This is a genomic window from Thalassolituus sp., from assembly GCF_984348125.1.
Genome location: NZ_CFHJLR010000001.1, coordinates 146,383 through 164,536, shown reverse-complemented (window position 1 = coordinate 164,536; position 18,154 = coordinate 146,383). Strand labels below are relative to the sequence as shown.

The following is an 18,154-nucleotide window of genomic DNA, read 5'->3' as shown; positions in this document are numbered from 1 at the left end:
GATGGCTACAGCACTGATTGATGCAGAAAAGCAGGCGACAGCAAGCGGAACGGCAGCGAATGAGTCCATGGGACGTGCTGCTAAGGCGACGGCCAGTACTGACTACTACGACCTGATTGGCACTATCGCACTTGAGCGCCGCCGTGTGCGTAACAGCGCCGAGGCGACTGCCGAGTAAGCAGCCCCCACGCCGTAATCTGTTGACCAGAACACCGTTAATGGAAAACGGCGTCTTCCCCTGTATCGCTTTCAGCAAAGGCTGGCGGCAATGCACTGTCCCGGTTAATCACAAAGACACTGTGTTCAGGGACGATCGAAACGCCCTCTGCTTCGATGTCTTCAAGTAAGATACACGTCAGATCAATAGAATCCATACCGACCACGATTGCCATCGGGCATCCATACTGGGTGTGAATAGCAACCAGATCTCCGATTTCGATGTCTTCGCGGACAGTGTTAATGTCTCCGGCAACCAGATCATCACTCGGCCAAGGCGTCTTAAAGCGTGCCAGGGCAACAAGTTGAACAATCCCCTGAACGACACCATCGTTAATGTCCAACACCATGCCCTCATCGGTTTCATCAGCATGATCATCGGATACACGCTCAAGAAGATGCATAAACAGATCTGAATCTTCGTCCGTCCAGCGCACGTCTACCGCCTGTGTACCAGTGCGTCGGGAACAAAAACTAACTTCGGTGGGTACGAGAGTGGCAGGTTCGCCTTCTCCCGCTGGCATCAGCAGACTGACCGCGTCAAAGCCTGAGTTATCGTTATTCTGAATACGCCAGTAAAGCGGTTGCATTTCTGCGTTCATAAGGTCAACTCCTTATTCACCTGGATCGGGTTTGGCCTGTAACAGGCAGTCTGAGCCGTGTCCCCCTTTCTGCAACACCTGTCTGAATGTATAGCAACCGTCACCTTCCGACACAAGCCCCATATTGTGTAAAGCTGCTGCAGTTCACACAGAGAGGCGTCAAAGCGGTCATAACAGGCCGTCGGGAACTCCCTGCATATTCCTGTTCTGCCGGGGCAACTCTGATTAAAGCAGAGCCGCTCTGTGCTCCATGATAAACTGCGTCCGTTTCTAGCGTAATCAAGGTCTGCCGAAGGAGATTGTTCTTATGACCCGTTATCCGCTCATTGGAATTCTGTTCGCCACAACGGTTCTGGCGGGTTGTGCCTCAACGCCACAGGGGCTCGATAGAATTCAGGACCGTGCCAGCCGGGAGGCTGTCAGTACGGTGCGCTCCGGGGCGACCTTGATCAAAGAGGCCGAACAGCAGAAAAGCCAGGCCAAAGCTCAGGAAACTTACCGCTTTGCACCGGCCATGACTGACTCTGCCAACGACTATCTCAACGATGCGAAGCAGGCCCGTGACAAAGGCAAAGCTGACAACGAAGTCAGAGAACTGGCCTTAACAGCTCTGGCTACGTTTGAAAAAGCGCAGTATCACACCTTAATTGCTCGGGAAACCCTGGCGCCCTCTCTGGCGCATCTGGAGGTTCTGAACAGTATCCGCTCAGACACCTATTACCCAAGTGATTATCGCGCGGTCAATGAAGATCTCGACAGCATTATCCGGACCTTAGAGACTACGGGCGCACCAGCAAGCGCCAGCCAGACGCAACGCCAGCTTCTGCTGGATATGCACGACCTTGAGGTCCGGACCATTGGCTTCATCCAGCTGCAGCAGATCCGGAACCGGATTGACGCTATGCGAGAAGCTGGCGCCGAAAAGTTAATTCCGCGCAGTTTCAGCACAGCAACAACAGCGCTGGCTTCCGCAGAAGACCTCATCAGCAAAGCCCCCCGGGCTGACGCAGAGATCGCTGCGCAGCGGGAAGCAGCAAAAACCGCCGCCGACCATGCCCAGATCATTCTGGCAATGAGCAATGAGGTTCTGGACGCAGATAAAGACAACGCTGAAGCGTTAGTTCTGCGTATCGAACGCTGGTTGTACAACATCGCTGTCGCTTTGAAATACCCAGACATCCGCCACCTGCCCATGGATGAGCAATCACGTCAGCTGGCTGAAGAAATTGAAGATGTAATTCAGCGCTGACCCACGATACAGCTGGGTCGACAACCCGGCTTTCTCTGTCTCAGCACTGGCGAATAAGTGAGCAGAGGCTGTATACTGTCGCCCCTTTTTTTGAACGACCAGACACAGCAGTATGACTGAACAGGCGAAAAAGCTTTACATCAAAACCCACGGTTGCCAGATGAACGAATACGATTCGTCACGTATGGCCGACATGCTGGGTGAAAGCCATAAAATGGTGGTCACGGACAACCCTGAAGAGGCTGACGTCATTCTGCTGAATACCTGCTCTATCCGTGAGAAGGCACAGGAGAAAGTCTTCCACGAGCTGGGCCGCTGGAAGAACCTGAAAACGACCAATCCAGACCTGAAGATTGGTGTCGGTGGCTGTGTTGCCTCCCAGGAAGGCGACGCCATCATGAAACGCGCGCCTTTTGTGGATATGGTTTTTGGCCCACAGACGCTGCACCGCCTGCCAGAGATGGTGAACAAGGCCAGTAATGCGATTCAGGTTGTAGACGTGACCTTCCCGGAAATCGAAAAGTTTGATCACCTGCCTGCCCCTAAGTCTGAAGGCAGCTCGGCGTTTGTTTCTGTGATGGAAGGCTGCTCAAAATACTGCACCTTCTGCGTCGTACCCTACACCCGCGGCGAAGAAGTCAGCCGCCCATTGGCTGACGTGCTGAAAGAATGTGAAGTGCTGGCCGCCCAGGGCGTGCGTGAAATTAACCTGCTTGGGCAGAACGTGAACGCCTACCAGGGTGACACGGGCGATGGCGACTACACAGATACAGCAGACCTAGCCGAACTGATTACTCAGGTAGCCGAAATCGATGGCATTGACCGCATCCGCTTTACGACGTCTCATCCGGTCGAATTCAGCGACAGCCTGATCGATGTATACGCGGAAGTCCCAGAGCTGGTGAGTCATATTCACCTGCCGGTTCAGAGCGGCTCTAACCGCATTCTCGCGGCTATGAAACGTGGCCACGAGATTGATCTTTATATCGATAAGATCCGCCGTTTGCGCGAACTGCGTCCTGACATCTCAATTTCATCCGATTTTATCATTGGCTTCCCGGGTGAGACGGAAGAAGACTTCCTCGACACCATGAAGCTGATCGACGAGATCGGTTTCGACACCTCATTCAGCTTTGTCTACAGCGCTCGCCCTGGCACGCCAGCAGCGCAGCTGGATGATGACACCCCCGAATCACTGAAGAAGCAACGTCTGAAGATACTGCAGGACCGTATTGTGCAGAATGCACAGCAGATCAGCCGCCGCATGGTCGGACGTGAAGAAGTCATTCTGGTGACTGGCGTGTCTAAGAAAGACCCAGGCGAGCTTCAAGGCCGCACCGAAAACAACCGGGTGGTAAACTTTAAGTGTGACGATCAGTCTATGATCGGAAAATTCGTCCGGGTCAGCATTGAAGATGCTTATCCGAACAGCCTGCGTGGCGTCATCATTGACGCGTCGCAAGCGTACTGATCAACCATCATATCGAGGTCAATTTGTCCGACGAGCAGCAAAGCAGCACAAGCCCTGAACCGACCGCTAAACAACATGCCGTGAGTTTTACTCTGGAGCCGGATGACGCCAGTCGTCTCGCAAACCTGTGCGGCAATCTGGACGGACATATCAAGCAGATTGCTGATCATTACGAGCTGGACATTTTTAATCGCGGCAACCGCTTTCAGATCGAGGGCAAAGTCGGCCCGGCCAAACGTGCCGCCGACTTACTGCAGCGCCTCTACAAAGAAACCGGCAAAGGCACTGAAATCAGCCCCGACCTGATTCACCTGTTTCTACAGGAAGACAGTGCCCGGCCGTCGCAGCGCGGTAAGCGCACCTACGACGCCGACAAAGGCATCATCAAGACTCCACTGGCCGTTATTAAGCCCAGAGGAGATAACCAGCTTGAGTATCTGGATCAGGTACGCAAATACGACATCAACTTCGGTATAGGCCCGGCCGGTACGGGTAAAACCTTCCTTGCCGTTGCCACCGCTGTTGAAGCCCTGATGCGCGATGATGTGAAACGTATTCTGCTGGTGCGCCCTGCGGTTGAGGCCGGTGAAAAGCTCGGCTTCCTGCCCGGTGACCTGGCTCAGAAAATTGATCCGTACCTGCGCCCGTTATACGACGCTCTGTACGAGATGCTGGGTTTTGAAGCCGTTACCAAGATGATTGAACGCAATCAGATTGAGATCGCCCCACTGGCTTACATGCGTGGTCGGACTCTGAGCCATTCGTTTGTGATTCTCGATGAAAGTCAGAACACCACGAAAGAACAGATGAAAATGTTCCTGACCCGGGTTGGCTTTGGCTCTAAGGCCGTGATTACCGGCGACATTACCCAGGTCGACCTGCCGCGAGGTGTGTATTCGGGCCTGAAACACGGTCTGGAAGTACTCGACGGCGTCGAAGGCATTGGCATCACCCGCTTCAGTAACCGTGACGTAGTACGCCACCCACTGGTTCAGCGGATCGTTGATGCGTACGACAAACACGACGAGAAAGAAGACGCGCGCCGCGCTGCCGAAAAAGCGCAGGCCAAAGCCGATGCGCTCACCGCTCAGGCAAGTAATACGAATGAAGATCACGGCGAATGAATCTGCTGTTAGATGTTCAGCTTGCTGAAAGTATCGAACACCTCGACACCTTGCCGACCGAAGAGCAGCTCACCCTATGGGCGAGCACTGCGCTTAAGGGCCGTACTGAGTTTGAGGAACCCGAGCTGACCATTCGCCTGACCGACGAAGAAGAAAGTCAGGCCCTGAACAGTGAGTATCGCGGCAAAGATAAACCTACCAACGTACTGTCGTTTCCTTTTGAAATGCCTCCGGGCATACCGCTTGAGTTACTGGGTGATCTCATCATCTGTGTCAGCGTAGTTGAACAGGAAGCGCAGGAGCAGGCAAAGACTACCGAGGCCCACTGGGCGCATATGGTAATCCACGGTTGCTTGCATTTACTGGGGTACGACCATATAAAGGACGACGAAGCCGAAGAAATGGAAGCGCTGGAGCGCGACCTGCTGGCTTCGCTCGGCTATCCCGACCCATACGCTGCGGATACTGAGTAAGCAGTTTACACATAGGAAATTACCTCCGGTCTGACGTATCCCATCCGGAGAAAAGAGGCATCATGAGCGAAGACCGATCGGGCCAACCCCGAAGTTGGCTGGAAAAAATAAGCGACCTGTTTACGGACGAACCACGCACCCGGCAGGACCTGAAAGACATCGTACGAGAAGCGGCTGACCGCAGCATCGTCGACACCGAAACGCTCACTATTATTGAAGGCGCGCTGCAAGTCTCAGACATGCAGGTTCGCGACATCATGATTCCTCGCTCGCAGATGACCTCCATTCAGGAAAACGAAAGCCTGAAAGAGTATCTGCCACGTATTATCGACTCAGCGCACTCGCGCTTTCCTGTAATCAGCGAAAACCCGAACGAAGTCAGCGGTATTCTGCTCGCTAAAGACCTGCTGCCGTTGGTGGTTAAAGACAACGCTGATGATTTCCGCGTGCGCGATATTCTGCGGCCGGCCATCTTTGTTCCTGAGAGCAAACGCCTTAACGTGCTGCTGCGCGAATTCCGCTCGAACCGTAATCACATGGCCATTGTGGTCGACGAATTCGGCGGCGTAGCCGGTCTGGTAACCATCGAAGACGTTCTGGAGCAGATCGTTGGCGACATCGAAGACGAGCATGACTTCGACGACGAAGAAAACAACATCAAAGAAGTCGATCCGGGTGTCTACACCGTGAAAGCCCTGACGCCACTGAGCGACTTCAACGAAGCGCTGGATGCGAAGCTCCCTAACGCTGACTTCGACACCATTGGCGGCATCGTCACACATCATTTCGGCCGGGTGCCTGAATGTAATGAAAGCATCCGCATTGAGGGTATGAAATTCCGTGTTATCAACGGCACCAGCCGTCAGATTAACCTGCTTGAAGTTCATACCGACGACTGAGCCCGATTATGTTCTCACGCGCCGCCCTGCCATCATGGACCGCCCTAGTGGGAGGCGCGCTTTTTCCGTTTGCGCTCGCCCCTCACTTCCTCTGGCCTTTGGGCCTCGTCAGCCTTGGCGCCCTATTTTATGCGCTGCAGAAAAGCGACACGGGCAAAACAGCCTTTATGCGCGCCTGGTTATTCGGCCTTGGGCAGTTCGGCTTAGGGGTCTCGTGGATTTACGTCAGCATGCATGACCACGGTGGCACACCCGCCTGGTTAGCTGTACCCGCTGTAGCGCTCTTTGCAGGCTTTCTCGCACTCATCCCCGGGTTCTGGTTTTTGTTACGTCAGAAGCTCAGTGGGCACTCGTTGGCGGCTTTCAGTTTCGCGAGCTACTGGCTCTTACAGGAATGGTGTCGAAGCTGGTTCTTAACCGGCTTCCCCTGGTTGTACGCCGGCGACGCTCACCTCTTTACCTGGCTGTCCGGCTGGGCGCCAGTGTCAGGTGCTTACGTTATTTCGTTTATTCTGGCTCTGACAGCGGCCTCACTGGTCATTGTCGTGCAGACCCGCAACTGGGTGTATTTAATGCCCCTTTTACTGTGGCCAGCGGGCGACGCACTGAAGCAGGTTAACTGGACCCACGCGACCGGCACTATGTCCGTAGGTGTCGTTCAGGGGAATGTGGAACAGAACCGCAAATGGCTAAACGAAGAAATCTTCCCGACCATCGATCGCTATCAGGCAGATACCCGACCACTGCTGGGTAATGATCTGATTCTGTGGCCAGAGACTGCAATCACTCTGCTCTATCAACGCTATCAGCCTTACATGGAATTATTTGCCGAAGAGCTGCAGGAAAATAACAGCACTGTCATTACTGGTATTCCGTTTCGCTGGCCACGCGGTACCGAGTTAGAAGGCGAATACCACAACAGCATCATCGCTTTTGGTGATGGCGAAGGCGTTTACCACAAGCAACGACTGGTACCGTTTGGCGAATATATTCCGCTTGAAAGTGCGATCCGTGGCCTCATTCCGTTTTTTGATCTGCCTATGTCCAGCTTCCGCGCCGGTGAAATCGATCAGGACCTGCTGAAAGTCACCGTGCATCAAGGTGACTCAACCGAACTGGCCATAGTCGCTCCCTATATCTGCTACGAAATTGCTTACCCAGACCTGGTGCTGGAAACCGCAAAGAATGCCGACCTGCTGGTAACCATCAGCAACGATGCCTGGTTTGGGGATTCACTCGGACCTAAGCAACATATGGCGCTGGCACAGATGCGGGCACTTGAAACCGGCCGCTGGATTCTGCGCTCGACTAACACAGGTATTTCAGCACTGGTGAACCACAAAGGTGAAATCACAGACCGTATCCCAGTCAGTGAACGCACCAGTTTCAGCTCGGTTGCAGAGCGTCGCACGGGCGAAACCCTGTATATGAAAATCGGTGTATTGCCACTGCTGTGTTTCGCATTCACCCTGATTGCACTTGCAATCCTTATTCAAAGGAAAGGTCGTGGCGAAACTGCTCTTTAAGCTCAACGGCGTAACCGAAGAAGAAGCAAACTTTGTTCGCGAGCGTCTGGATGAAGCCAACATTGATTACTACGAAACCAATCAAGGCCGCTGGGGTATTTCACTTGCAGCCATCTGGTTAAAAAACGAAGACGACTACACCGGCGCCCGAGTTCTTCTCGATAAAATTCAGGAAGACTGGCTGGAAGAAGTACGGCAGCACCCGATACCAACCATGAGTCAGCGCTTCTATGAGCGCCCGACCAGTTTTATCTTAACCCTGATCGCCATTGCAGCGATCATAGGTTTATCGGTACTGCCATTTCTTGGGGCCTTTACTGACTGATCGCCAGCTACATTTCTCAGGACTGATTTATCACCAGATCATCCGAGTTTTTGCTGTAGTCGATCGCGACATCCAGCACGTGTACACCGCCTTTCTTCAACGCCAGATCCAGGGTCTCTTTGTACTCCATCACCGTAGCTACTCGGTGACCTTTGGCTCCGTAACTTTCAGCGTACTTTATAAAATCCGGGTTATTAAATTCGAGTCCGTAATCCTGCAGCCCCTCTTTACCCTGTTTCCAACGAATCATCTGCAAAGACTCGTCATTCAGAATAACCACAACCAAATCAAGGTTCATGCGTACGGCAGTCTCGAGTTCCTGCGAGTTCATCATAAAACCGCCATCGCCAACCACGGTGACGACCTGCTTATCCGGGTATATGGTTTTCGCACCAATGGCTGATGGTAACCCCGCGCCCATCGTCGCTAGCGCGTTATCGAGCAGTAGAGTATTTTCCATATAGGTTTCGTAGTGACGGGCAAACCAGATTTTGTACATGCCGTTATCGAGCGTGAGGATGCCGTCGTTATCGATACCCGTACGGGTCGCGTTAACGAGCACCTGAGGGGTGATAGTTTCAGCGGAAGCTACACTCTGTTCGAACCAATCATCGAGTTTCTGTTTTGCTTCTTTGTGGAATTGCGTATCCCAATGACTCAGATCTTTCGTTTTTAAAGCCTGAGTAATCTGCCAGATGGCATTGGCGATATCGCCAATGACTTCACACTGCGGATAGTAAATATCGTTCACTTCCGCCGACTCGAAGTTAATGTGAACCACCGGGCGCTCCCCCGTCATAATAAACGGCGGTTTTTCTACAACATCGTGGCCAATATTAATAACCAGATCAGCTTTCTCGATGGTGCTGTGCACGTAATCATCGCTACTTAATGCTGCCGTGCCGGCGTATTGTGGCAAGGATTCTGAAATAACTCCCTTACCCATCTGCGTCGGTACAAAAGGGATATCGTAGGTCTGAACCAGCTCAGTAAGAATTCGTGAAGTACGTTTTCGATTACTGCCTGCGCCGACAATCAGGATAGGGCGGGTCGCCTTCTCAAGCAAAGACACCACATGCTCAATTGCTTTTTCTTCCGCCACCGGGCGTCGTGGTTTAGAAATTGGAAGGGGGCGGTATTTAATTTTCTCGCTGGCAATGTCTTCTGGCACTTCCAGCATCACAGCACCAGGACGCTCTTCCGTCGCCAGCCTCACGGCCTCTCTGACCGTTGCCGCCGCCATGGAACCTTCAACGAGCTGCTTAGAAAACTTAGTGATCGGCCCCATCAGATCAACCACGTCGATAATCTGAAAAGCGCCCTGTTTACTATGGCGGATGGGCTTCTGACCGGTAAGCAGGATAAACGGCATCGCGCCCAGCTGGGCATAGGCAACACCTGTCACGGCATTGGTTGCACCCGGGCCAAGCGTGGTAAGACAAACTGCAGGGTTTCCGGTCAGGCGTCCAATGGTTGCTGCTGCAAATGCAGCACCCTGCTCGTGTCGGGTGACGATATATTCAAGGGAAGAATCGCGGATCGCCTCAAGAACGGCCAGATTTTCCTCTCCGGGCACACCGAAAACGTACTTAACACCTTCTGCTTCAAGACTCTTGATCAACGCCTGCGCTGTATTCATCTGCCCTATCTCCGATGTCACTTGTACTGGTTTTGTATAGGTTAACGAATATAGGAGAGGCTAAGAAGGAAATAGTTTCTTTTAATTTAGAGGGCGGCCGCTGAATAAACTATGAGTCCAACACCCAACAACGTGAATTGCTCTGATAACCTATGTGTTCGTAATAAGTATTCGCTGCGGGGGCGGCAATCAATATAATCTTACAGCCAGGTTGTAACTGCTTTTTTGTCAGAGCCTGAAGCTCCTTACCTATCCCTGCCGCCTGATAATCTCTGCTCACCGCCAAGTCTGACAAATAGCAGGCATAATAAAAATCCGTCATGCTTCGGGCAATACCGACTAACTCGTCCCCAACCCACGCAGTAACCACAAGGTTGCTGTTGGTAATCATGCCTTCGATGCGGGCTCTATCCTGAACAGGGCGGCGCTCCCCGAGCGTAGACGTTTCAAGTACCCTCAGGAACTGCTCTGTGGTAACGGGGGCATTGATCTTATATTCAATAGTCATATCTATGGGCTACTCTGGCTAGCATCTATTCATTTTTGATTGTTTGCTTAAGCTGTTTGCTCCGAAGCAAAAGATAAAGAGCGAAACCAACCGCAACACCGGGAACAATACCAATAAGCAGGCAAATCCATCCGTGACGAATTGAATACGCCTTAGCTTCATATACAACCCAAACGGCAAGTACAAACCAGCACACAAGAACATCTGTGGAGTATCCACTGGAATACGGATTCACGAAGCCCGCTGCAAATGCCCCCCAAATATCCGGGTTGGCAACCAGAGGGGGAATCACGACGACAGCAAAGAATACCGAAAAGAAGACAGCAGCGGCGATCAGTAAACTTCTGAATATAGCTTCAGACATAAAATTCCTAAGAAAGTATGGCGCTATACGATTTTTAGCAACATAATCTATTGGACTATTATGACTTAAAGGTCACCCTATTTGGTTCGCCACTTGGAGTAATATCCTTCTCATCAGGCTCATTATCCGCTTCATTCTCAAACAGAGGCCACTTGAACTCGCCCATACTGTCAGACAGAGTCATATCAGGGCAGGTTTCCTGTACCTTATCCCACTCGGCTTGAGTCGATTGACCAACCTCTAACCGCATTGAATCGATAATTGAGTCACACAAAGCAAAAATCGGCTTAGCTCTGACTTCATCGTGTATATCCAGCCCGATGAAAGAAAAGCTAATCTCAACAAATTGGTGTGCAGACACAGGAAAATACACAGAACGTATTACTTCAGGATTATCTATGCCGCCATTATGAATCTCGTGAAGATCACATACGATGGCCTGAATGCTTGTAGAGAGTGCCTTTAGGTGCCAGTTTAGCGGGGCCCGATAGTGCGGCTTTTGACCTGATCGTCGATAGCCGTATGCATAATCAAACAAATCACACACCGTCGATTCAAATACCTTAGAGTGAAAAACACTTAAGTCATCATCTTGATGGGTATCAATCAATACTGCAGTCGCTGTTAAACGTCCCTCTTCTCCAGTAAACCAAGGGCCAACAAAGTACCAATCCTTCGCATAAAACCACCATTGATCCTTAATCCTGGGAGATGTTCCAGAGCTTCCATATACACGCTGCCAGCGTCCTGTGAATATATTCCGACGGCCCGGAGTCATAGACTTTACACTACGGCCCAGACCATCGAAACCCAATATGGGGTTAGCCCACGGCGCTCTAAAATGAAAAGAAGTATCTCCAAAACGCCACGAGTTATCCCTGAGTTTAGAAAAATAAGGCCCCTGAATCTCTTCGATATTTGGTCGAGCAAACTGATTATAGCTAGCAAAGGGGAAGAATCTTAGCCAATCCAGCATCTTCTTCATCCGCGCCCCCAGCTCTGACTCGCTTTATCATAGAAAAACTTTATTGCTCCCACAGCTCCAGTCACGGTACCGGCTGTAGTCAACGTTGGGGAACTCACAACAACTCCCCCGAGAAGCAATCCGGCACTCACTAAACCATTGGCCGTCATGGTGCCATTAACTAGTTCCGCGCCATAATCCTGCCATGAATAGTCATCATTTTTATCCATCACTCGTGCGTAGTTCGCCTGTGCAGCACTTAAACTAGCGCGCAGCCCGCTATTCATCAGACTTTTATCTGGATCCATACCTAATTTCATCGCTGCACTATAGGCATCTTGCGGATCTGATTTTGACCACCTCATTTTTACGCTATGCCCTTGCTCTTTGAAGGAAAGGTTCTTTGCGGCTAAGGTCATGAGTGCCTGAGTAAGCACGATAGATCCGTAACGCTCAGAAGCCCATGCCACCCCCTGTTGGTTTTTAGCTCTCTCCATCGCATCCGCCAGCAATCCTGCATAAGCGTACGTTTGGGTATTCAATGCCGCATTGTAATTGCGCATGCCTTTGTGCTTAGCACCAGCCGGGGAATAAAACAGATCGAAATCACACCACTTTGCGACCTGATCTCCGAACAAAGGTTTCAACCTTTGTTGTGCTTCACTTGCCGCCTTAAGAGGATCACTGTACGAATCACTCGATATCACCACGCATCTGTTTTCTTTATCAGTAATAGAGTTGCTTTCTCGATACTCTACACTGAGCTTGCTTTGATCTTTCTTAACGCTGTAGACACCGGGCTTATTCTTGATTTCTCTCGCAATACGGTCGTAATCTTCACTCAAGTCCAGCCGCGATATGACTAGCTTATCATCTGAGCGGCGTTCCACCATGGCCACGATGCCAGGCACAAATACCATTACTTTCTGAAAGCTATTAGTTTTGAAGTCATTAATATTGGGGATAAAAACATTATCTTTGCCGCTCAACCCGGTTGATAATGCGCGGAGCTGCTTCATTGCCATCATAGGATAGTAGTGGCCATCCTCGGCAGCCTTGTCCAAAATCTGACCTGCGGCCTCGTATTTTGGGGCCAAAATGAGCGTTTTTCCTATGCCTGGAGTACCAAGCTCTAATCCCTTAGTAGTTTTTACCAAAGCCATGTTATCAGTCCCTTGTCGATGTCATGAGCCTGTCTATCGAGGATAAGTGACAGACCCTTTGCAAAATTCACGAAATATATACTGCGGGAGCATACCCAACTGACATCACTTTGAAAAGCTTCTGGAATAACATCAACGGGCTTAGCCCAGCCGAGCTAAAACCGCATCAAGAATCGGTCCATTGGCCTCAGGAAATTGGAAATCTGCGAGCTTAGAGTAATGCACCCAGCGGACTTCCTGCCCTTCTGCACCATGGGCAAGCAGTGCATTATTCATAGGCACGTCGACCCATAGCACTTCAAGGAGAACGGATTTATCCGAGTAGTTGAAAGGAATTTCCATCAGAGGAGACATGTGTTCTGTTGTGACGGGAAGTGCGACTTCCTCATCAAGTTCACGCACCAGAGCATCAGCGGTCGTTTCACCGGCTTCAACTTTGCCTCCGGGAAACTCCCAGAGGCCACCCTGATGTTTGTCGTCCGGGCGGCGTGCAATGAGGATGTCCTCATTGACGACCGCTACGGCAACAGCAACATGTACTTGTTTCATAAGTTAAACCGCTTAATCAGGAACGATAGTCGGCGTTAATTGAAACGTATTCGTGCGACAGGTCACAGGTCCAGAGACGCTCATTGACGTCGCCGCGCCCGAGTTGAATTCTGATGGTGAATTCAGACTGTGCCAATACAGCTGCACCTTTTTCTTCGGTGTAGCTGTCGCAACGTCCACCGTCTTCCACGATCTGAACATCATCCAGATAAATCTGTACTTTATCGAGATCAAAGTTCTGAACACCCGAGCGCCCGACGGCGGCCAGGATACGTCCCCAGTTTGCGTCAGAGGCGTATAACGCGGTTTTTACCAGGGGAGAATGCGCAACCGTGTAAGCGACATCCAAGGCTTCTTTCTGGCTCGCAGCGCTCTCTACGTCGATAGTGACGAACTTGGTCGCGCCCTCGCCATCACGCACAATAGCTTTCGCCAATACGCGGAAGACTTCTTCCAGTGCAGCAAATACGGCTTCCCCCGCTTTACTGCCTTCGTCGCTGTCATCTACCACAACGCCCGACTGCCCGGTTGCCATCAGCATACAGGAGTCGTTGGTGGAGGTATCACCGTCGATAGTGATGCGGTTAAAGGACTTATCTGCCAATTTACGTGCCCAGCCTTGCATTACCGCAGCCGGAATTTTTGCGTCAGTCGCAATAAAACCAAGCATGGTCGCCATGTTCGGCATGATCATACCCGCGCCTTTTGACAGGCCAGTAATGGTCACGGTTTTGCCGTCAATTTCAATCTGCTTGCTGTAGCCTTTAGGCAGTGTGTCTGTGGTCATGATGCCACGGCCCGCGCGTGCCCAGTTGGCTTCAGTGAGATTCTCCAGCGCTGATGGAATACCGCGTTCGAACGCTTCCATATTCAATGGCTCACCGATCACACCGGTCGAAAATGGCAGAACCTGTTCAGGGGTAACGCCTGTGGCTCTCGCCAGCATCTCGCAAGACAACTCAGCATTTCTAAAGCCCTTAGGGCCAGTACCTGCGTTCGCGTTACCGGTATTGATCAACAGGTAACGTGGGCTCGCCTTTTCAAGATTGCGTCGGCAGATATGCACAGGCGCCGCACAGAATGCGTTGGTCGTGAATACCCCCGCGACTTCCGTGCCTTCTGCCAGTTCGAAAATCACCATGTCGTCGCGGTCTTTCTTACGAACTCCCGCTTGGGCAACGCCCAGACGAACACCTTTTACAACTGCAAAGTCTTCAAAAACAGTGAAATTAACGGCCATTTTCGATCAATCTATCCTCAGGCAATTTTGCCGTGGCAATGTTTGTATTTTTTACCCGAACCACAAGGGCATGGGTCGTTGCGACCAACCTTGTCACCTTCGCGAACAAAAGGTTTAGCCTGGTCTTCACTTTCTGCAGCTGGCGCATCATCGTTGCCCAATGCTGAGTCTGCATCTTCGTGCTGGAATTGAGCGCGTGCGAGCTGGGCTTCAGCTTCGAGACGGCGACGTTCTTCTTCTTCTTTGATCTCTTCTTCGCGGCGGATGCGAATGTGGCTCAGAACACGAATGGTGTCGTGCTTAATGTTCCGCAGCAGCTCTTCGAATAAACCAAAGGCTTCACGCTTGTATTCCTGTTTCGGGTTTTTCTGCCCGTAACTGCGCAGGTGAATCCCCTGACGCAGATGATCCATAGTTGCGAGGTGTTCTTTCCAGAGATTGTCAAGCACCTGAAGCATCATCTGACGCTCAACCTGGCGCATGGTTTCGGCACCGATGACGGCTTCTTTTTCCTGATACGCTTTATTGATCTCATCGAGAATACGCTCACGAAGATTTTCTTCGTATAACTTGGTATCTTCGTCCAGCCACTTCTGAACCGGCAGTTCGATAGCAAACTGTGCGATCAAGTGACGCTCGAGACCTTCAATATCCCACTGCTCTGACAAGCTCTGAGGTGGTATATAATCGCTGATGGCCTCATTGACTACATCTTCACGGATATTGCTGATGACATCAGAAATATCGCCCATTTCCATCAGGTCGTTACGCTGACCATAGACAACACGGCGCTGATCATTGGCGACGTCATCGTATTCAAGCAGCTGTTTACGAATATCGAAGTTGCGTCCTTCAACTTTACGCTGCGCCTTTTCTACGGCATTGGTCACCATACGGTGTTCGATAGATTCACCGTCTTTCATGCCCAGTGCCTGCATCATGTTACGCATGCGGTCAGACATAAAGATGCGCATCAGGCTATCTTCAAGAGACAGGAAGAAACGCGTTGAACCTTTATCACCCTGACGACCAGCACGACCACGCAGCTGATTGTCGATACGACGGGATTCATGGCGCTCAGTACCAATGATGTGCAGACCACCGGCTTCAAGCACCGCATCATGGCGCTCCTGCCATTCCGCTTTAATACGCTCAATCGTTGCAGGGTCAGGGTTATCGAGAGCATCAACCTCAGATTCCCAGTTACCACCAAGCATAATGTCGGTACCACGACCGGCCATGTTGGTTGCAATGGTTACCGCTCCCGGACGACCGGCATCAGCGATGATCTGAGCCTCACGCTCATTTTCTTTCGCGTTAAGAACGTTGTGCTCAACCTTAGCTTTCTTGAGTACACCAGAGATGTATTCTGACGACTCGATCGAGGCGGTACCGACCAGTACAGGTCGGCCCTGAGCGGTAATCTCGCGAATTTCTTCAACCACGGCGTCATGCTTCTCACGCTGAGAAGCATAAATCACATCGTTATAGTCAATACGCTGAACCGGGCGGTTGGTCGGAATAACAACAACATCCAGACCGTAAATCTGATTAAATTCGAACGCTTCGGTGTCCGCTGTCCCCGTCATACCAGAAAGCTTGTCATACAGACGGAAAAAATTCTGGAACGTCGTTGAAGCCAGCGTCTGGCTTTCTGCCTGAATCTTCAGACCTTCTTTCGCTTCTACGGCCTGGTGCAGACCTTCACTCCAGCGACGGCCTGGCATGGTACGCCCTGTGTGCTCATCAACGATGACCACTTGCCCGTTCTGAACGATGTAGTCGACGTTTTTCTGGAACACGGCGTGTGCTTTCAGGGCCGAATGCACGTGGTGCAGCAGACTCAGGTTACCCGCAGAATAAAGACTGTCACCTTCCTGCAGAACACCGGCATTCGTCAGCATTTCTTCTACGAATTCATGACCTTCTTCAGTCAGTTCAATAGAACGGCTTTTCTCATCGACAAAGAAATGACCGTCAACTGGCTGGCTGTCGTCTTCGGATGCTTCACCCTGACGTAATTGAGGAATCAGCTCGTTGATCTGGCGATACAGTTCTGAATGGTCATCCGCCGGACCAGAGATAATCAGTGGCGTACGCGCTTCATCAATCAGGATCGAGTCGACCTCATCCACAATGGCAAAGGCGAGGTCACGCTGAACTTTCTGCTCTTTGGAGAACGCCATATTGTCGCGCAGGTAATCGAAACCGAACTCGTTGTTGGTACCGTAAACAACGTCACACTCGTATTGTGGTTTCTTGTCCTGTGGCGCCATGCCCGGAACGACCGTGCCTACGGTCATACCAAGGAATTCAAACAGTGGACGGTTCCAGTCTCCATCACGGCGAGCCAGATAGTCGTTCACGGTCACAACGTGAACACTCTTACCCGTCAGCGCGTTCAGATAAGAAGGCAGTGTCGCTACCAGGGTCTTACCCTCACCGGTACGCATCTCGGCGATACGCCCTTCATGCAGCGAGATACCACCAATCAACTGGACGTCGAAATGGCGCATCCCCATTACGCGGCGACTGGCTTCGCGACAAACAGCAAATGCTTCTGGAAGAAGATCATCCAGAGACTTACCTTTCTGTATAGCCTCGCGGAATTCGCCTGTTTTTGCACCCAGCTGCTCATCGCTGAGTGCTTTCATGTCTTCTTCGAGCGCGTTGATGCGGGCGACGATCTTGCCCATACGTTTGAGTTCACGGCTATTCTTACTGCCGAAAACTTTGCGGAAAATGTTACCAATCATGAGGTTGTGTCTGTCCGTAAAATATTCTGGTACGACGATGCCCGGGCATAGCGTAAAGCAAAGTGCTAAAGGCTACTGAGTTGCCGGGGTGTTGACAAGATGGGAGAGGGTTTTATTCAGCGAGGACGTCGATGAATGTAGGCAGCAGGGTCGACGCTGCGTCCGTTTTTGAAGACTTCGAAGTGTACATGCGGGCCAGTTGAGCGGCCGGTACTGCCCATCAGTGCAATCACGTCGCTCTTGCGAACGATATCACCGACACTGACTTTGATCTCTTTACAATGCGCATAACGGGTTTTGTAGCCGTTACCGTGGTTCACTTCGACCAGATTGCCGTAGCCGTAGCGTGGACCTGAATATGTGACAACACCTGCCGCAACGGCGACGATGTCAGAACCGTCTTTACCGGCAAAGTCGACGCCTGCATGCCACGCGGAGCGACCTGTGAATGGGTCCGCGCGGTAACCATAACGCGATGACATCCAGCCTTTAGTGATCGGTCGCCCTGCGACGAAGGTATCTTCGCTCAGTTTCTGAGCTGCGAAGAGATCATCAAGAATATCGAGCTGCTGCTCGCGGCTGGTAATACGATCCGCGAGTTGCTGAATCGCGTTAGAGATTTCAGGAACCTGATAATTGCTCTCTGGTGCAGCAATAGGACCACCTACCGATGGGGCAACACCAAAATCAAATTCGTCGCTTGGCAGGCCAGCAGAATCAACAAGGCGTTCGCCTACTGCATCAAGACGCATGACACGGCTCTGAATTTCAGCCAGCCGCACAGTAAGCGCAGCCATTTCCTGCTCTGCAGAATGCCTTAAAGCCTGCAGCTCTTCACGCTGCTCTACGAGATCGCGCTCCCAGGCTTTAGCGGCATCTGGGGCCAAAGCCATATCACCACTCAGGCGCTCAGCAAGCCAATAGCCCGCAGCACCCATTGCCATAGGCAGGGCAAACAAAAGACCCAGTAACAGGTGTTTCACCGTACTGGTCAGTTTGATATTTCTCGATTCACCGTGGCGACGGCCGACAATAATAATGTTCATGGATACAATGACTACTGAATCTGTACCTTACTCTGGCTTT

Annotated in this window: 18 protein-coding genes; 8 read left to right on the top strand and 10 right to left on the bottom strand. The window is 51.4% G+C overall.

What is annotated here, in order from left to right; all coding sequences use genetic code 11:
- Position 1 precedes the first annotated feature (1 nt).
- The gene (locus AC5E51_RS00725; protein ID WP_301388049.1) at positions 2 to 178 is read left to right on the top strand and encodes a hypothetical protein; all 177 of its coding nucleotides are present in this window, start codon (positions 2 to 4) and stop codon (positions 176 to 178) included.
- Positions 179 to 215: 37 nt separating this feature from the next.
- On the opposite strand, the gene AC5E51_RS00720 is transcribed toward AC5E51_RS00725, so the two are convergent.
- A complete protein-coding gene (locus AC5E51_RS00720) occupies positions 216 to 818 on the bottom strand; it encodes a hypothetical protein (protein ID WP_068436544.1) in 603 nt (200 codons plus the stop codon).
- A gap of 307 nt (positions 819 to 1,125) precedes the next feature.
- Between AC5E51_RS00720 and AC5E51_RS00715 the strand changes: the two genes are divergently transcribed.
- The 7 genes from AC5E51_RS00715 (at position 1,126) to AC5E51_RS00685 (ending at position 7,885) form a co-directional block, all read left to right on the top strand.
- Complete coding sequence (locus AC5E51_RS00715; RefSeq protein WP_068436542.1) at positions 1,126 to 2,067, top strand: hypothetical protein; 942 nt, start codon at positions 1,126 to 1,128, stop codon at positions 2,065 to 2,067.
- A gap of 112 nt (positions 2,068 to 2,179) precedes the next feature.
- Positions 2,180 to 3,538 carry a tRNA (N6-isopentenyl adenosine(37)-C2)-methylthiotransferase MiaB gene (gene miaB / locus AC5E51_RS00710; protein ID WP_491777952.1) on the top strand — a complete coding sequence of 453 codons (1,359 nt, stop codon included), beginning with the start codon at positions 2,180 to 2,182 and terminating at the stop codon, positions 3,536 to 3,538.
- Between the two features lie 23 nt (positions 3,539 to 3,561).
- Positions 3,562 to 4,662, top strand: a complete 1,101-nt coding sequence (locus AC5E51_RS00705; protein ID WP_491226287.1) for a PhoH family protein — start codon at positions 3,562 to 3,564, stop codon at positions 4,660 to 4,662.
- The gene (gene ybeY / locus AC5E51_RS00700) at positions 4,659 to 5,135 is read left to right on the top strand and encodes an rRNA maturation RNase YbeY (RefSeq protein WP_491226286.1); all 477 of its coding nucleotides are present in this window, start codon (positions 4,659 to 4,661) and stop codon (positions 5,133 to 5,135) included. The genes AC5E51_RS00705 and ybeY overlap by 4 nt, the downstream gene beginning before the upstream one ends.
- Positions 5,136 to 5,197: 62 nt before the next feature.
- Positions 5,198 to 6,034, top strand: coding sequence for a CorC family transporter (locus AC5E51_RS00695; protein WP_068436533.1), 837 nt, complete (start codon positions 5,198 to 5,200; stop codon positions 6,032 to 6,034).
- A gap of 8 nt (positions 6,035 to 6,042) precedes the next feature.
- A complete protein-coding gene (gene lnt / locus AC5E51_RS00690; RefSeq protein ID WP_491777951.1) occupies positions 6,043 to 7,560 on the top strand; it encodes an apolipoprotein N-acyltransferase in 1,518 nt (505 codons plus the stop codon).
- The gene (locus AC5E51_RS00685; RefSeq protein WP_301377025.1) at positions 7,541 to 7,885 is read left to right on the top strand and encodes a DUF6164 family protein; all 345 of its coding nucleotides are present in this window, start codon (positions 7,541 to 7,543) and stop codon (positions 7,883 to 7,885) included. Before lnt ends, AC5E51_RS00685 begins: the two co-directional genes overlap by 20 nt.
- 16 nt (positions 7,886 to 7,901) lie before the next feature.
- Here the strand turns inward: AC5E51_RS00685 and AC5E51_RS00680 are convergent, their stop codons facing one another.
- From AC5E51_RS00680 to AC5E51_RS00640, 9 genes are all read right to left on the bottom strand, one after another.
- The gene (locus tag AC5E51_RS00680; RefSeq protein WP_068436527.1) at positions 7,902 to 9,524 is read right to left on the bottom strand and encodes an acetolactate synthase large subunit; all 1,623 of its coding nucleotides are present in this window, start codon (positions 9,522 to 9,524) and stop codon (positions 7,902 to 7,904) included.
- 109 nt (positions 9,525 to 9,633) lie between these two features.
- The gene (locus AC5E51_RS00675; protein ID WP_068436525.1) at positions 9,634 to 10,032 is read right to left on the bottom strand and encodes a GNAT family N-acetyltransferase; all 399 of its coding nucleotides are present in this window, start codon (positions 10,030 to 10,032) and stop codon (positions 9,634 to 9,636) included.
- Positions 10,033 to 10,057: 25 nt separating this feature from the next.
- A complete protein-coding gene (locus AC5E51_RS00670; protein ID WP_068436523.1) occupies positions 10,058 to 10,396 on the bottom strand; it encodes a DUF2834 domain-containing protein in 339 nt (112 codons plus the stop codon).
- A 58-nt stretch (positions 10,397 to 10,454) separates the two neighbouring features.
- Positions 10,455 to 11,381 (bottom strand): hypothetical protein, encoded by a 927-nt coding sequence (locus AC5E51_RS00665; RefSeq protein WP_297532435.1) that lies wholly within the window; start codon positions 11,379 to 11,381, stop codon positions 10,455 to 10,457.
- Entirely contained in the window at positions 11,378 to 12,523 is a 1,146-nt protein-coding gene (locus tag AC5E51_RS00660; RefSeq protein ID WP_301377027.1) for a hypothetical protein, read from the bottom strand. The genes AC5E51_RS00665 and AC5E51_RS00660 overlap by 4 nt, the downstream gene beginning before the upstream one ends.
- Positions 12,524 to 12,664: 141 nt before the next feature.
- The gene (gene mutT / locus AC5E51_RS00655) at positions 12,665 to 13,072 is read right to left on the bottom strand and encodes an 8-oxo-dGTP diphosphatase MutT (protein WP_491777950.1); all 408 of its coding nucleotides are present in this window, start codon (positions 13,070 to 13,072) and stop codon (positions 12,665 to 12,667) included.
- A 16-nt stretch (positions 13,073 to 13,088) separates the two neighbouring features.
- Positions 13,089 to 14,312: a bifunctional glutamate N-acetyltransferase/amino-acid acetyltransferase ArgJ gene (gene argJ, locus AC5E51_RS00650; protein WP_491777949.1), complete on the bottom strand. Its 1,224-nt coding sequence runs from the start codon at positions 14,310 to 14,312 to the stop codon at positions 13,089 to 13,091.
- A 17-nt stretch (positions 14,313 to 14,329) separates the two neighbouring features.
- The gene (secA, locus tag AC5E51_RS00645) at positions 14,330 to 17,068 is read right to left on the bottom strand and encodes a preprotein translocase subunit SecA (protein ID WP_491777948.1); all 2,739 of its coding nucleotides are present in this window, start codon (positions 17,066 to 17,068) and stop codon (positions 14,330 to 14,332) included.
- Positions 17,069 to 17,184: 116 nt separating this feature from the next.
- Positions 17,185 to 18,114: a peptidoglycan DD-metalloendopeptidase family protein gene (locus AC5E51_RS00640; RefSeq protein WP_273091612.1), complete on the bottom strand. Its 930-nt coding sequence runs from the start codon at positions 18,112 to 18,114 to the stop codon at positions 17,185 to 17,187.
- Positions 18,115 to 18,154 lie beyond the last annotated feature (40 nt).